The 15,000-nt window shown below is 37.7% G+C and carries 15 protein-coding genes and 1 pseudogene; 5 read left to right on the forward strand and 11 right to left on the reverse strand.

The genetic code is table 11. From position 1 onward, the window contains the following. Positions 1-52: 52 nt before the first annotated feature. The 11 genes and pseudogenes from LS69_RS08700 to truB form a co-directional block, all read right to left on the reverse strand. Positions 53-1,318, reverse strand: a complete 1,266-nt coding sequence (locus tag LS69_RS08700) for a hypothetical protein (protein WP_138124152.1) — start codon at positions 1,316-1,318, stop codon at positions 53-55. After that, a complete protein-coding gene (locus LS69_RS08705) occupies positions 1,239-1,730 on the reverse strand; it encodes a glycosyltransferase (RefSeq protein ID WP_138124154.1) in 492 nt (163 codons plus the stop codon). Before LS69_RS08705 ends, LS69_RS08700 begins: the two co-directional genes overlap by 80 nt. 185 nt (positions 1,731-1,915) lie before the next feature. Next, positions 1,916-2,635 (reverse strand): annotated as a pseudogene (locus tag LS69_RS08710) (OmpA family protein); the annotation flags it as partial. Then, the gene (locus LS69_RS08715; RefSeq protein ID WP_138124158.1) at positions 2,635-5,376 is read right to left on the reverse strand and encodes a hypothetical protein; all 2,742 of its coding nucleotides are present in this window, start codon (positions 5,374-5,376) and stop codon (positions 2,635-2,637) included. The gene LS69_RS08715 and the pseudogene LS69_RS08710, both read right to left, overlap by 1 nt. Before the next feature lie 30 nt (positions 5,377-5,406). Continuing rightward, entirely contained in the window at positions 5,407-5,589 is a 183-nt protein-coding gene (locus tag LS69_RS08720) for a hypothetical protein (protein WP_138124160.1), read from the reverse strand. Then, complete coding sequence (locus LS69_RS08725) at positions 5,589-5,990, reverse strand: biopolymer transporter ExbD (protein ID WP_138124162.1); 402 nt, start codon at positions 5,988-5,990, stop codon at positions 5,589-5,591. Before LS69_RS08725 ends, LS69_RS08720 begins: the two co-directional genes overlap by 1 nt. Continuing rightward, a complete protein-coding gene (gene exbB / locus LS69_RS08730; protein ID WP_138124164.1) occupies positions 5,987-6,442 on the reverse strand; it encodes a TonB-system energizer ExbB in 456 nt (151 codons plus the stop codon). Before exbB ends, LS69_RS08725 begins: the two co-directional genes overlap by 4 nt. 8 nt (positions 6,443-6,450) lie before the next feature. Further along, positions 6,451-6,912 (reverse strand): SsrA-binding protein SmpB, encoded by a 462-nt coding sequence (gene smpB, locus LS69_RS08735; RefSeq protein ID WP_138124166.1) that lies wholly within the window; start codon positions 6,910-6,912, stop codon positions 6,451-6,453. Next, positions 6,909-7,925: a 4-(cytidine 5'-diphospho)-2-C-methyl-D-erythritol kinase gene (locus LS69_RS08740; RefSeq protein ID WP_138124168.1), complete on the reverse strand. Its 1,017-nt coding sequence runs from the start codon at positions 7,923-7,925 to the stop codon at positions 6,909-6,911. Before LS69_RS08740 ends, smpB begins: the two co-directional genes overlap by 4 nt. Before the next feature lie 24 nt (positions 7,926-7,949). Continuing rightward, a complete protein-coding gene (csrA, locus tag LS69_RS08745) occupies positions 7,950-8,186 on the reverse strand; it encodes a carbon storage regulator CsrA (protein ID WP_138124170.1) in 237 nt (78 codons plus the stop codon). Then, entirely contained in the window at positions 8,180-9,022 is an 843-nt protein-coding gene (truB, locus tag LS69_RS08750) for a tRNA pseudouridine(55) synthase TruB (protein ID WP_138124172.1), read from the reverse strand. Before truB ends, csrA begins: the two co-directional genes overlap by 7 nt. A 63-nt stretch (positions 9,023-9,085) precedes the next feature. On the opposite strand from truB, the gene LS69_RS08755 reads away from it, so the two are divergent. From LS69_RS08755 to hisC, 5 genes are all read left to right on the forward strand, one after another. Then, complete coding sequence (locus LS69_RS08755) at positions 9,086-9,535, forward strand: hypothetical protein (protein WP_138124174.1); 450 nt, start codon at positions 9,086-9,088, stop codon at positions 9,533-9,535. Beyond that, positions 9,535-10,653, forward strand: coding sequence for a hydrogenase formation protein HypD (gene hypD, locus LS69_RS08760; protein ID WP_138124176.1), 1,119 nt, complete (start codon positions 9,535-9,537; stop codon positions 10,651-10,653). Before LS69_RS08755 ends, hypD begins: the two co-directional genes overlap by 1 nt. Beyond that, positions 10,613-12,355, forward strand: coding sequence for an AAA domain-containing protein (locus LS69_RS08765; RefSeq protein ID WP_238699283.1), 1,743 nt, complete (start codon positions 10,613-10,615; stop codon positions 12,353-12,355). The genes hypD and LS69_RS08765 overlap by 41 nt, the downstream gene beginning before the upstream one ends. A 30-nt stretch (positions 12,356-12,385) precedes the next feature. Continuing rightward, a complete protein-coding gene (locus tag LS69_RS08770; RefSeq protein ID WP_138124180.1) occupies positions 12,386-13,822 on the forward strand; it encodes a hypothetical protein in 1,437 nt (478 codons plus the stop codon). A gap of 66 nt (positions 13,823-13,888) precedes the next feature. Next, positions 13,889-14,992, forward strand: a complete 1,104-nt coding sequence (gene hisC / locus LS69_RS08775) for a histidinol-phosphate transaminase (protein WP_138124182.1) — start codon at positions 13,889-13,891, stop codon at positions 14,990-14,992. The last annotated feature ends 8 nt before the right edge of the window (positions 14,993-15,000 follow it).

Raw genomic sequence — 15,000 nt, forward strand, 5'->3', positions numbered from 1 at the left:
ATTTTAAATCTTCTTATTTTGATTCTTTTGTTGTTTTAGCTCCCCTCTTAACTCACGCACTTTTTGGATAAAGGCAAAGAATCTTGAAATTGCCCCCCCCCCCCGCAGAAATAGTAGAATCTTTAGGATTGTTAGCAATATTTAAGAATGCTTCACCTATTTTGTAAGAGAAGTATTTTTTGATTTTCAAGGATTCTTGATAGTCTAGATAGGATTCTAATGGCGGAAGTTTTAGATTGGGATTGTTTTTGATTTTTGTTTTATATTCTTTTTGTTCTTTATTGTGTTTAAGATAAACAAAGCTTAATTTAAAAGGCATTTTTAAGATTCCACTAAAACTTTTAGAGTCTTTAGTTAGAATCTGCCCTATTTTATAAGCAAGGTGGTTTTGGATTCGGGATTTGGCACTCGTGCATACAGGAATCTCAAGCTTCACACCAAGATCTTTTACTATCAGTCCAAAGCTCACAGAATGCAAACACAACAAATCTTCCAAAACACTTTTGGGATTCTTGATATTAACTTGTTTAATATGATAAATTACTTCATTTTGCTTTATTTCACACTTCACGCCCTCAAACTTCGCTTTTAAGGATTCCAAAATCCCTTTTGGTTGTGATTGATGAAGCACAAGTTGTAATTCACAAGAAACCCACCATTGTCCATAAACTTGCCAAAAACTCAAACGATAAAAAACGGATTTGCCAAAGACTTTAGAATACACGCACAGCTCCCGACCAAAACAGAATCCCAAATACAGCCCTTTCTCAACGAGTGTTTCTCCTAAGAGCTCCACCAAGGGTTTAAAATAGTGCAAACCAAGCAGGCTATGGCACAAATCCCCAACGCTTTGCAATGGCAAGTTGCTTTGCTTAAGTTCTAAAACCTTTTTTCCTGCGATTTTCTCCCACTGCTTATGATTGAGCCACCATTCATTATAAAGAATCGCGACAATGGGTGAAGACCAAAACTTCGCATCACTTGCTGCGTGGATAATAATAGAATCTAAATCCGCATAAAAAGGCGAAACATTTGCTACTACTAAAGGCGCAAAAGCAAGATTAAAACGATAGGCAATCACCCCAAAAGGAATCTCATCACTCATCGCAACCTCTTCCAAAAATCCTTCGAATAACAAATCTAGCACGATTTTATAACATTCACTCCTTAGCTCCGCACCGCTAAACTGCGTCTTTTCTAAAATATTATGCGAAAAACTTAAAACTCCACCATTAGGTTTATGCGCTTTTTCTGCTAAATCCCCCCCCCCCCGCAGAAGTTGCGCGTAAATACGCGCGGATTTGGCTTGTTTGTCCATTATGCCATTTGAAACTAAGAGCTTCTCCACACAAAATAGGCGTTAATGAATTTAAGCACAAAGTATCCGCGTCTAGCCAAAGGACATTTTCATAATCACTTAAATAGTCAAAGCAATAAAATTTCGCATAAATATAATGCCCAAAACGCTTATTTTCTGCGATTAGCTTAGGGATTTCTCCGCCTGTGCTTATGGCAAAATCTCTAGCAAAATCCTCATAAGCAAAATCCACAAAAACAATCCTATCCGCCCAAAGTGAAGTGATTTGCTCTCGCCTCTCTTGGGGCATATCCGAATAAACATAAATCGTATCTATCAAATCCTCATTATATCGCTTTAGTCCAATAATAACATTGGCAATCGCGAAATCCAATCGTAAATCTCCACTTAAAACAATCGCTAGTTTTTTCATAATTACGCTTTTTTTCCTTTATTTTCCTTATTTTCTGTCGCCTCTTCTCGCCTTATCTCTTTTTCCTCTTGATTGTCTATATTTTGAGATTCTTGATTTTGCGCTTCTTGCGGTTCTACGCTTTGTGCATTTTGTGAATCCTCGTTTTGCAGCTCTACATTTTCCAAGCCTTGCGATTCTGTATTTTGCAATTCTTGATTGACATTAAGAATCTTAAGAATCTTTTGATTGCTCTTAGTGAGTGCTTTAAACTCCACTCTTCGTGAGAGTTCAGGCGTCTCTAGCGGCTTAGCAAAGCTTAAACCATTCGCACGCAACACACTAATAAGCCATTGCTTTTGCGCGTCAATTTGCTTGTTACTAAAGCAATATTTCAAGACTTCCAATGCCCTCGCTTGAGAAAGTTCTGCATTCCCCAAATAACGAGATTCTAGCGTATTGGCATTTTGCCATTCTGTGGAAGTATGCCCTTCGATACGAATCTCTTCAATGTCTTCTTTATACTTTTCTTGTGATAGAATCTTAATATATCGCGGAAAAAAATCGTCCAAAATCTCTTTGAATCGCAATTTTACTTCTTTTTGCCCTTGGTCAAACAAAATTTCTGGTTCTTTGAATCGCACGGTGTTATCTGTATCAATCTCGGCATTCCAACGCTCCAAATTACTAGAAAACTCCGAAACCAAATCTTGATAAAGGTCCATTTGCAGATCTTTATGCGTTTTTGCAATATCACTCATTTGGCGATTCAGTTCCAAAAGCTCGGCATTTTGAATCGCGAGTTTTTTCTCCGTCTTGCTAATAACCACCATATAAGATACGGCAATTAGCAAAAATATCATCATCACCCCCGCCATCATATCAGAGATACTAATCCATTCATTGCCTTTTTGAGAATTTGCCATTAACCTCTAGCTCCCATTAACTCGCGGATTCTACGCAAAAACCATTCATAATCTTGACGGAATCCCAAAGTGATATTAGAAAGTGCGCCATCTAAGTCGCCTAGTGATTTGCAAAGATTCTCATTGAGTGCGGAAGTTTGATTTAAAGAAGTCGCAATGTTGGATTGCGTGATTTTTAGAATCGTATCAATTTCTTTGCGGTTATTTTCTAGCGATAGATAGGTTTTTGTCAGTGCATCGCTTAGATTTTTTTGCAGTTTATTAAACTCATTGAGTAGCTCTACACTCGCATTTCTTGGAGTTTCTATGCTTTTTTGAGTGAGAATCTCTAAACTTGCAAGATAGCTTTTTGCCATTGTTTGCAGAGATTCTTTAATGTTTTTATCTAGCGCGTTGAAACTTGCCATCATTTCTTTCGTATGTGAATCTAGCTGCGCACTGCTCGTTTTTAGAAGATTCGTCGCTAAACTTTCAGAACTTGCCAAAACCTTTTGCGCATTGCTTTCAAAGCCTTGTGCAATCGCCATCAAGCGCGTTTGTAAATCTTGCTCTAATTTCTGGTGCGCTTCTAAGCTGACTTTTTGCGTATTTTGCGCCATTGTCGTAAGCTGGGTTTGATATGCGTTGGTGGTATTTTTCAAATACGCGCTTAAAGATTCTAGGGCGTTTTTATAAGATTCACCAAAAGAACTTCTAATTTGGCTTTGAATCTGCTCGTTATAGCTTTGGCTTTCTTTGTGCATTGTCGTTAAATCTTCTTTAAAATCTTGCACATTTTTTGTCATCAAATCTTGCAAACTTTGACTATGTATTTGGTTTTGTTCTATGAGATTGCTAACGCTTGTGCCAATTTCTTCTGTCGTTTTGGAGAGATTCTCACGCATAGATTCGTTGAAGCTTTGGAATCCCTGCTGCACTTCTTGTGTGCTTTTAGCAAAATCATCTGCGATTTTGCGATGATTTTGACTAAGGGATTCCGTGATTTCTTGTGTGCTTTGTTTAAAAGAATCCACCAAAGTAGAATTGGTATGAATTAAGGATTCTTCAATGTTTTGTGTGCTTTGACTTAGAGTATTTGCCGTATCATTAAGCAAAGAATCCAAAGACTTTGTAGTCGTAAGCATAGAACTTTCTATCTCTTTGCTTAGTGTTGTTAGAGATTCTTTAGAATCGCGGAAATTTTCCTCTAAGGTTTTTGTCGTGTTTCCTAAGAGTTTATCAAAATTCAACACCGCATTGGAAATATGTTGCTCTAGGGCGTCGGAATTTTTTGTAAGATTCTTTTGGGCTTGTTCGCCTAGATTTTGCAGAGTATTACTTGCATTTTCTAGTGTGCTTTCTAATTCCTGCGTATGGCGCAATAGCACTTCATCGCTTCGTTTGGCTTGTTCTTCTACCAATAGCAAGGATTCTTTTTGTGCATTTTCTAGCACCTCCAAGCTGTTTTCAAAGCTTTCTTTGACCTTTTCCATTCTCTCTTTAATGCTTCCCTCAATCTGCGCCACCATTTCTAAATTTTTATGCTTCAACGCAGAATCGCTTTGCTCTAAGGATTCCATAAAGTCTTGCGAAGTGGTTTTTAGGGATTCCAAAGCTTCATTTAAATGTTCTTTGTTTTGTTCTAAATATGCTTGATTAAACGCACTAAATGCGTCTTGCAAGGCATTTAATTGTTCTCTTTGTTTTTGCGCATTTTCTTGTAATGCCTTAAAGCTATCTTCTAGCATATTTTGCGTGTTTTCCTGATGTGTTGTTGTGCTTTTTGCAAGGAAGTTTTGTACTTCGTCTAAAGATTCTTTGGTGTATTCTAAAGTCTGCGTATGTGTGTTTTGTAGGTTTTGACTCAAATTTTCTACGCTAAGAAGTGCCGCCCTTGCGTCTTCGTGCATTTTCTCAAAACCTTGCAAGAGTTGTGAGAGTTTTTCGTTTTCAATGCGTGAAGCTTCAATGCTGTGCGCTAAGGCATTATAAACCTCTAACACTTCAGAATTTCGCTTAGCAATTAGTTCTAAGGAATCTTTAGTGGATTCAAATAAGCCTAAAGTGCTTTTAAGGCTAGAATCTAGCCCTGAAATAGAATCCTTATAATGGTCTTGCCACAAAATCATCTGCGAAACCGCTTGGTTTAGCTCTTTAAAATTATCTCCAAATTGGTCTGTAATACGCTGGTTAAAATCCTTAATCACTCCCTCTAATGCCGCGATAAGCTCCTTTGAAGCTCCTTGTGCAAGGTGGTGCATTGCTTCCTTTAAGGCAAGATTGGTTTTGTTAAACTGCTCTTCTAGCATTTTAAAATGACTTGCTTGTTGTTTATGATAAGCATTTTGGGATTCTATGTTATTTTGATTTTGTATCACAATTTCTTGTAATTTCCCCAACGATTCTAGTTTGTCTAACTTCCCTGCTTGTAGAGAAAAATAATCTAGCATATTTTCAAAATCGCTTTTGACGGCTTTGCTTTTTTGCAGGATTGAAAGCAAAATCGCCAACGCCATACCCAAAATAGAAGTATAAAATGCGGTTTTTAATCCTGCAAGAAGCGAGGGGACGGAGTTTTCTACATTGCTCACATCAAAATCTTGCAAACCTACAAAAATCCCGACAAATGTTCCCAACACCCCCGCACTCATAATGATAGATTTAAAATCGCGGTGCTTTTGTTTGCCATAGCTTAGATAATCCCAAACTGCAAGAGCTAACATAAAAGCCGTAAAAACTGCATTAATGATTAGAGTTTCCATTATTTTCCTTTCTTCTTGATTCTTTGTTTTTTATTTGCGTTTGCCTTTTTTAGTTTGCACTTCAAAGCGTTCGTCCTCTACCCAATCAGGCTTTTGAATCTGTGAGCCTTTGCGATTCGCCAAATAAAGCACAAAACGAATCGCTAAGACAATCACCATAAAAGTAACAACAGCGGAAATAATCATAGATAAATCATAGCTTTCTCTAAACATCACAAACCTTTCGCTTCTCTTTGTTCTACTTGCACTTCTACATTATTATGCCCACTGGAATTTAAAGCCCCAACCAACGCAACAAAACTTTCAAAATAGCTTTTTTGGTCTCCGCGCAAAAGAATCGGGGTATCTTGCGGAATCTTGCTTAATTCTTGCTGGATAGATTCTAAATTCATCAAAGTTTTATCAAAATAATATTGCCCTTGCGCATTAATCGTGATTTCAATGCTTTTTAGAGGTTTTGTAATCTTCTCTGAACCCTGCGCTTGTGGGAGTGCGATAGGAATCTTGCCTTGCACAATAAAAGTCGCACTTGTCAAAACGATTACAAGCAATACTAGCATAATATCAATAAAAGGCACGATATTAATGCTATCCATTCTTTTAAAATGCTTCATTCTCCGCCCTTATTTGCCTTTTTGTTTTCTTGCAGAATCTCCCATTGTGCGACTAAAACCTCACTTTTACGCATTAAGAGATTATAAAATACAATGCTTGGAATCGCAACAAGCAATCCTCCCGCGGTAGCTTGTAAGGCAAGTGCAAGTCCTGTCATAATACTTGCGGTATCTACCATTCCAGATTGTCCGATTTGCACGAAAGTAAGAATAATCCCAAACACCGTGCCTAAAAGCCCAACATAAGGCGCATTTGAACCAATCGTAGCAATCAAAGTAAGATTCTTTGAAAGGTCTATTTCTAATTCGGTTTTATTGGTATAAAGCACTAATTTAATGTATTTATAAAACAGCAAACGCTCCAAACTCGCCCAAAGTGCCACCACGCTCATTAATAGCAAAACACCTATTACTCCATATTCTACTGATTCTTTTAAAGACAATCCTAACATTCTTTTCCTTATCTATTTTTTTGCATTTCTTTGAGGGTTTGCGCGATTTCGCGTTTTTGGATTTTTTCTTTGAGACTTTCGCGTTTATCATGCAGATTTTTCCCCTTTGCGAGGGCAATCTCTAGCTTTACTTTGTTGCGGACATTGAAATAAAGCTTTAACGCCACAATGCTATTTCCGGTAATTTGGCTTTTGCCAAAGAGTTTATCAATCTCTTTTTTATGCAAGAGGAGTTTGCGCGGACGCTTTTCATCGGGCTTGTAATGAAGATTCGTTGTCGCTAGGGTTGCAATATGCGCACCAAAGAGAAACGCCTCTCCTCTAACAATCTTGATAAAACTATCTTTGAGATTTACTTTCCCCGCGCGAATCGCCTTAACTTCGCTTCCTTTTAATTCAATCCCTGCTTCCAAACGCTCTAGGATAAAAAAATCAAACGACGCTTTTTTATTGGTTGCGACAATTTTCATCGCGCCTCTCCTAAGGATTCTGCATTTGGGGATTGCATACTTAATGCGCCTTCTGAAGTCTCTAAGGCAAGAGAAGACAACCTAGATTCGACAAGCAAATCTTTCCTTATCGCCTTTTCAGCCTCAAAAGACGCGCCCTCGCACGATTCTATATTTTGGGATTCTAAGCTTTTAAGCTTTTTATTTGTGGAATCCTTTTTGCGCCAAAAGCAGCTTCCACTTCCACTTAAAAATAAGCCTTGTTCCACATAAGATTCTAATTTAGGATAGAGTGCTAAAGCCGCGACAAGCAAGTCGTTATTTTCTTGGGGGGTTTTTTGCAGAATCTCATTATTTGGGATTTCTAACCAATTTTGTTTTTGGTTTTGTTGGATTGTCGCTTCATTATAAAAAAACTTGGCGTATTGTTGATAAACCTTTGCTGTTTCACAATGTAACTTCGGCATAATAATTTCTACTTCAAAAGGGGCAAAGCCATCGGGCTTTTGTGCTTTATTGCAGGATTCTACAATCTCTCCTCTGCCCCTAACATTTGCAATCTCTAAGCCACTTAAAAAAAACGGCACATCACTTCCTACTTGCGCTCCAAGATTCATTAAAGTCTGCAAATCCAAAGAAAGCCCAAAAATCTGATGAATTGCTTGTAAAAAACAAGCCGCGTTAGAGCTTCCTCCGCCCAATCCACCGCCGCTAGGAATCCGCTTATTAACCAAGATTCTTAAATGCGCCAAAGCTTGACTTTGGGATTCTCTAAGATAGGGCATTAGCAAACGATAAGCTTTATAAATGCTATTTTGCTCCAATGCGCAATCGAAATTTCCCACAATTTCAAATTTCGGCGCATTCCATTCAAAAGTCAGCGTGTCATAAAGATGCGGCACTTTCATAAAACGGGATTCTAACAAATGATAATTTGTGCCATTTATGCAGGTTTTGCCGACGATTTTCAAAAATAAATTAATCTTTGCATAGGAGAGATAAACATTACCTTGTGCAAGTGCGTTAGGGACCATTATTAAAACTTCTTATCCTCGTTGTTAAATTTTCTTTTTTGCCGCTACAAGTCTGTCTAAAGCATTACCTTGCGTGTTTTGCTGGATAGATTTTTTGTTTTCTTCTGAAATTGCGAGCTTCAATTCTTCGCGCAAAATAATCAATTCTGGCGGTGCTTCAAAGCCAATCTTTACATTGCCTTTATCAATAGAAATCACGCGAATCGTGATGTTTTCCCCAATCGTAACACTCTCATTTTCTTTTCTTGATAAAATCAACATAAAGGAATCCTGTTTGCTAAATATTTTAAGTTTTGATTTTCGTGTGAAATTATAGAGAAAAAATCCTCAAATTGCACTATATATTTTCCAAATTCGTGAATTTTTAACATTTGGGGGGTTAATTTCTTGCCATCTTCTACCAATATGCGCAAATTTAAATCCCCGCGCAAATCTAGTTTTTTAAAAGGAAGAATCTCCAAAGGATTCAAAGCTTTTTCGCCTTGAAACTCCAATCCTCCCTCGCTTATGCGCTCCAAATAGCTCAAAGAACCAACACAACCTAGCCTCTCTGCTACCAATGCACCCAAAGAACGAATATAAGCCCCCTCGCTAACCCAAGCTTTAAAACTAACAAAGGGATGGGAGTAATTCAAAAATTCTATCTTTTCTACTTGCATTGTTTGAACTTTAAGATGTTTTGTGAGCAATTCCTCTTCGCCCAAACGCGCGAGTTTATACGCACTTACACCTTGAATTTTTTTTGCACTATATTTGGGCGGCACAAAAGGCACAATGCCGACAAAATCCTGCAAAACCGATTCCACTTGCTTTTGTGAAAACTTTGGCACACAATGCACTTGACGCACATTTTCTAAATCCAAAGAATCGCTTTCCATTCCAAGCCAAAGCGTTGCTTGATAGACTTTTGGGGATTTGTTTAAATAGCTAAAAAGCTTCGTGTATTGCCCAAATGCAACTAGTAATGCTCCACAAGCAAAAGGGTCTAGGATTCCACTAAATCCGGCTTTTTTCTCGCCAAATCTTCGTTTTAGTTGGCTTAAATAATGGTTAGAAGAAACAAAAAGAGGTTTTTTTGCCACAAAAATACGATTCAAACTTCAAAATCCTTTGCTTTTTTGATAGAATTTGCATTTTAAAATTTTTATTTTGAGAATATAATGCAAAGCAAGATTCTAACATTTTTTCTTTTAAGTCTTAGCCTGTTTGTTTTTTTGGGCTGTGCCAACACTCCATTAGCCAATCCCAACATTCCTTATCCCAAGCTCACTTATATGGAATCTCTTGATACAGATGTTGTGCCAAAAGACTTTGCAGATACTTTTATCAATCGCTTCAAAATCCTTTATGAAAAGTCTCCTAATCCTCATTTGCAAGAAGTGCGATTCTATTTTAGAGATTATTACAATGAAGCAAGAGAGGAGTTTTCTCCCACTGCTTCTTTTAGCCTTGTTCCTCGCTATTTGCTAAAACTCTGTGTGCAAACCACCACAGCCTTTAGGACGCAAAATTTTGCACAAAGCTATGAGATTCCTGTTATGGGATTCAATCCGCCCTATTCTCAAAATTTTGATGGCTTGATTACAAGAATCTTACAAGAGGGCAAATAATGCAAAATCCTTACATTGATACTTATCGCGATTCCAAAGCAATTTTGCGCATTTTTAATGCCTTAAAAATTCTAAGCAAAGACTTAAAAAAACCTCTAAAAGTTATGGAAGTTTGTGGCGGACATACGCATACGATTATGAAATACGCCTTGCCGGAGCTTTTGCCCGATATGATAGAATTTGTGCATGGACCGGGCTGTCCTGTGTGCATAATGCCTAAAAACCGCATAGATTGTGCGTATAAAATCGCAAGTCAAAACAATGTGATTCTCGTAACGCTTGGCGATATGATTAAAGTTCCCGGAAGTTATGGAAGTTTGCAAAACGCGAGAGCCAAAGGCTTAGATGTGCGGTTTGTTTATTCTCCTTTGGAAGTTTTAAGAATCGCTAAAGAGAATCCCAATAAGCGCGTGGTGTATTTTGCAATCGGTTTTGAAACCACCACGCCCATGTCTGCTGCTTTATTGGAACGCGCAATCTCTTTAGGATTCCATAATATTGCCCTGCATATCAACCATGTTTTAGTGCCACCGCCACTTGAAGCTATTTTAAGCGCAGAAGATTGCCAAATCAACGCACTTTTAGCACCCTCTCATGTGAGCGTTATTACGGGTTCTCAAATCTACCAACCTCTTTTCGAGAAATTTAAGATTCCGATTGTTGTTTGTGGATTTGAACCTTTAGATGTCGGAGAAAGCCTCCTAAGTATTGTCCAACAAACCCTTAAGGGCGCACCCAAAGTAGAAACCCAATACGCGCGTAGCGTAACCACACAAGGGAATTGTAAAGCGCAAGAATTGGTGCATCGTTATTTTGAATTGGACGATTGCTTTTATTGGCGTGGGCTTGGAGAGATTCCACATTCTTCTTTGCGCCTAAGAGCAGAATTTGCCGACTATGACGCAAGTTTAATTTTTAAAGAGCATTTAGGTGGAATCGCAAAAGACGAGCATAAAGGCTGTTTGTGCGGAGAGATTCTAAAAGGAAACAAAAAGCCTTTTGATTGCAAACTCTTTGGCAAATCTTGCACCCCACAAAACCCGCTAGGAAGCTGTATGGTTAGCAATGAGGGAGCGTGTGCGGCATACTATAAATATCAAGGAATGCGCCCTGTTTGATTTAAGTTTGGATTCCGCTTCTAAAGATTTCTTAATTGGCGCAGCAGAAAACTATCTCCAATATCTACAAACGCACGATAAGGGCTTTGAAATTATCAAGCTCCAAAGCATTACAAAAGATATTTTTGGATTGCGTTTGCAGCTAGAATACAAACTCAAAAGCACGGAAAGTCTGATTCTCCGCACTCCATTAGGAGAATTTGCGCTTGAAAAAGATTCCAAAGAAGAGATTGGGATTCTTACTTATGATGAGCGTTTAAAAGTGCTTCATTTAAGTGTAGAGGAAGAGCTTTGCGCGAAACTCTTTGCCTACAAAGAATCCCTGCAACTCATTTCGGATTTAAAGTTTTTGGTTCAAAATGTAATCAATTTCTATCTTCAAGATTATTCGCTAAATTTTCCTGCAATTCCTCCAATTTTAAAACCTGATATTAACGCCTTAAAAGACTTGCAAACTCCTCCGCATCAAGAGCAGCTCAACGCGCTTTTTGGAATCTTTAAAAACCCATTTTGTTATATTTGGGGTGCTGCGGGTAGTGGCAAAACCAAAGTCGTGCTACTCCACGCACTCGCCTTTTATCTCAAAGCAAATCTAAAAGTCGCAATCCTAGCCCCCACCAATAATGCCCTAGAACAATGTCTAACGACTTTGATTGTTAATCTTGACGCGATTGGTTTTGAAACTTCTACTATCTTAAGACTTGGCACACCTAGTCAGAGATTTGCCGAAAATTTCCCAAAAAATTGCGATTTATTATTAGAAAATAAAGCCATAGACTACAAAAAATCCTTGCAAGATTCCTTAATTATCGCAATGACTTTGGATACTTTTTTACGCAGAAATGATTTACACACAATAGATTTTAAACATTATTTCATTGATGAGGCAGGATTCGCACCACTGATTAAAACTCTGCCGCTTTGCGCATTTGGCAAACCCATCACACTTTTAGGAGACCATAAACAACTACAGCCTATTTGCGTATTAAATACGACAGACGCCAAAGAATCGCAATGGAAACCTTCTAAACTTTGGCAATATTCCTCGCTTTTTATGGAAAAGTTTTTCAAAATCCATTGCCTACAAGGCAAAGAATCTCCTAAGGATTCTGACTTTTTAGAGACAACCCTACCAAGTGAGAATCCGCCTATTACAAAGACTTTTACACTCACGCAAACTTATCGTTATGGCAACAATCTCGCACAATTATTAAATCACTATATTTACCAAAACAATCTTCAAGGCTTAAATGCGGACACTTTTTTGTATTGTTTAGATGTCTCGCAAATGCCCAAAACACAAATTTTAGATAAAGCAAACTTTAACGAAGCCTCGCAATGTTGTAATTTGGCGCACACTTTTCTTGACGCGCATCAAGACTTTGCGATTCTTACTCCTTTTGTCAATCAGCGTCAATTAATCCTTAAAACAATGCCAAGTCTCTATCGGGAAGAATGCGTTTTCACGATTCATTCCTCTCAAGGGCAAGAATTTGATTATGTTATCTTTTCTCCGGTAATCTTGCATTATCATCTTAATAATTCCAACAATCAGCACGCACTCTTTGCGCTTAATGTCGCCTTTTCTCGCGCGAAAAAAGGAATCATTTTGGTTTGTGATAAATTCTATTGGCTACAACAAAAAAATCAATTTTTAAGTGATTTGGTGCGGATTGCAAAGCCCTATCTTAGGTTTTTTTGATATAATGAAGTTTTCTTTATAAGGGACAGAATGAATGGTTTTTTGGTTGGCTTAAACGCACAAACTAAACGCGGCTTAATTGAACAAGCACACAATAAGCGGAGATTTGAATTTGATTTGCGCGTATGGGATGGAGATTTTAAAGAGATTTCGCCCAATATGGAAGTGGAATTTGAACTCTCCGAAAACGCCAAACAAGTAAGCGTGGTACGTCCTAAAAAAAACCTAAAAGAAGAGTTTGTTATCCACCAAACTAAAAGCATAAAAGATTGTATTTATGATTATTTTGGTGGCACAGAAAACCTTATCAAACGCTATGAAAAAGAAATTAAATCCAACAAAGATTTAGATTTTTTACGCATTAAAAGATTCCTTTTTACTGCCTATAACGACCTTTTTGAATTAGATAGCACGATTCCAAATATGGCTTTAAGCAACCTAAAATCAGAACTTGGAAAACTAGATAAAGAATACGAATCCTTTATCAAAAAATCCTCCTATCCCCCGCAATACTCGTATGAAAAGATTTTTCTTGCGCGTCAAATTGAATTTGTCAAAAACGAAGAACTAATCCAAACCACCCAATCCATTATCAAAAGTGCGGCAATCCAACAAGCCTCCATGGGACAAGCTCTTAAAAATATGGAAAACCAATTTGCAGCGCGTAATGATACCGGAAGCGCAAGTTACCTACAAGCGCAAAACAATCTTAAAAGTTTCCGCAAACGCTATGTGGATTTGCTGCATTATCTCTCACAACAAAAAGAAAAACTAGCCAAAATCACCAAAGCCGGGGAAGAGTTTTCGGACAAGTTTTTTGAACCTTTTTTGAAAAACTACTTACCATTAACCAAAGAATTAAAACAAGATTTTATCAAGCTTTTAAACGCCAAAGCCTTTGATTTAGACCGCTTATTGTGGCAGAGAGCTAAACGCAGTTTGAGTGTGCGGAGATTCTTTATTGAAGCTGGAATCACAGGGACTTACAGCTCCAAAACTTTTTTGAAATATTTTCTGCGTAGCCTAGACCGCAACAAAATACGCAATGAAACCAAAGGGCTTTTTGATTTGCTAAAATACCTTGAAGCCTTTTCCAAAAAAAATATTTTATTGATTCAAGAAGACCCAAAAGATAGCAAATATTACAAAGAATATCTTAAAAACTTTGATAGCGACTTGCAAATCACCACTTCTAACGACCCGCGCGATAATTTGCGTCTCTCTAACCCCGTAGAACTCCATGTAATCGTAATGGAATGGGAAGTCAAAGAGATGAATATTTTGAATTTTAGACAAAAATATCTTGAAATGTTTAAGGATTCCGTTGGCACACCTGTTTTTTGCGCTATTATTTCTAAAGGAATGGAAGAAGAAGTTTTGCAAAACGCCAAACAAGAGGGAATCTCTTATTTTATCATCAAGGGCAACACCGACCAATTTATTGATATGATGCGTATGATTTTGTAAATTTTTGCTTCTTTTTGGTAAATTTTGCTACAATAGCGAAATTATTTTATTTTTCAGGGTATTTAGATGACTTTTAACACCACGCTTGATTCTATTAAAACCTATGAAGCGGGAAAACCTATTGAACTCGTTGTTAGAGAATTTGGAATCCCAGAAAACGAAATCGTCAAACTTGCTTCCAACGAAAATCCTCTAGGTGCTAGCCCAAAGGCAATCGAAGCAATCGCCAAAAACGCAACAAACGCGCATTTATATCCTGACGATTCTATGTTTGCATTAAAAGATGCTTTAAGCAAACATTACAATGTGCAAACCCAAGAAGTTATTATCGGTTCGGGAAGCGACCAAATTATTGAATTTTGTATCCACGCAAAAGCCAATCAAACAAGCAAAATCTTAATGGCTAAAACAACCTTTGCAATGTATGAAGTCTATGCCAAAGCCGTAGGCGCACAAGTGATTCGCACAGCAAGTCGGGAACATAATTTACAAGAGTTTTTACAACTCTACTTGCAGCACAAGCCAGAAATCATTTTCCTTTGTATCCCCAATAATCCTTTGGGAGAATGTTTGGATTCCAAAGAAACTTTTGAATTTTTAAAGCAAATTGACCAAGATTGCCTTGTCGTGATTGATGGGGCTTATCAAGAATACGCACAGGCAAAAGATCCCAGCAAAGCAATCAACCCAAAAGCACTTATTGAGGCTTTTCCAAACGCAATTTATCTAGGCACATTTTCTAAAGCCTATGGTTTAGGCGGTATGCGCATAGGCTATGGAATCGCAAATGCTACGATTATCCAAGCCCTTATGAAGCTTCGCCCACCTTTTAATATCACAACACTTTCTTTAAGCGCGGCACTAGAGGCGTTAAAAGACCAAGAACATATCCAAAAGAGTTTACATAATAATCTAACTCAAATGCCGGAATTTGAAAATTTTGCAAAAGAAAATGACTTTGAATACACGCCAAGTTATACGAATTTTATTACTTATTATTTCAAAGCACCTTTGGATTCTACGCAAGTGTCCGATTATTTATTGCAAAAAGGTATGATTATTAGGAATCTCGCCTCTTATGGCTTAAATGCGATTCGCATTACACTAGGAACGCCAACACAAAATCAAAAGTTTTTTGCATTATTGCGTCAATATCTCACTCAAAAGTAGGATTTAGG

The sequence above is a fragment of the Helicobacter sp. MIT 05-5294 genome, from assembly GCF_000765675.1.
GTDB lineage: Bacteria > Campylobacterota > Campylobacteria > Campylobacterales > Helicobacteraceae > Helicobacter_D.

Excerpts from the sequence above, each read along its gene's own strand:
- LS69_RS08740 (WP_138124168.1), bottom strand. The coding sequence starts at position 7,925 with ATGGTCCCTAACGCACTTGCACAAGGTAATGTTTATCTCTCCTATGCA.
- LS69_RS08705 (WP_138124154.1), bottom strand. The coding sequence starts at position 1,730 with ATGAAAAAACTAGCGATTGTTTTAAGTGGAGATTTACGATTGGATTTC.
- hypD (WP_138124176.1), top strand. The coding sequence starts at position 9,535 with ATGCAAAATCCTTACATTGATACTTATCGCGATTCCAAAGCAATTTTG.
- LS69_RS08755 (WP_138124174.1), top strand. The coding sequence starts at position 9,086 with ATGCAAAGCAAGATTCTAACATTTTTTCTTTTAAGTCTTAGCCTGTTT.
- smpB (WP_138124166.1), bottom strand. The coding sequence starts at position 6,912 with ATGAAAATTGTCGCAACCAATAAAAAAGCGTCGTTTGATTTTTTTATC.
- LS69_RS08715 (WP_138124158.1), bottom strand. The coding sequence starts at position 5,376 with ATGGAAACTCTAATCATTAATGCAGTTTTTACGGCTTTTATGTTAGCT.
- csrA (WP_138124170.1), bottom strand. The coding sequence starts at position 8,186 with ATGTTGATTTTATCAAGAAAAGAAAATGAGAGTGTTACGATTGGGGAA.
- exbB (WP_138124164.1), bottom strand. The coding sequence starts at position 6,442 with ATGTTAGGATTGTCTTTAAAAGAATCAGTAGAATATGGAGTAATAGGT.
- LS69_RS08725 (WP_138124162.1), bottom strand. The coding sequence starts at position 5,990 with ATGAAGCATTTTAAAAGAATGGATAGCATTAATATCGTGCCTTTTATT.
- LS69_RS08700 (WP_138124152.1), bottom strand. The coding sequence starts at position 1,318 with ATGGACAAACAAGCCAAATCCGCGCGTATTTACGCGCAACTTCTGCGG.
- LS69_RS08770 (WP_138124180.1), top strand. The coding sequence starts at position 12,386 with ATGAATGGTTTTTTGGTTGGCTTAAACGCACAAACTAAACGCGGCTTA.
- hisC (WP_138124182.1), top strand. The coding sequence starts at position 13,889 with ATGACTTTTAACACCACGCTTGATTCTATTAAAACCTATGAAGCGGGA.
- LS69_RS08720 (WP_138124160.1), bottom strand. The coding sequence starts at position 5,589 with ATGTTTAGAGAAAGCTATGATTTATCTATGATTATTTCCGCTGTTGTT.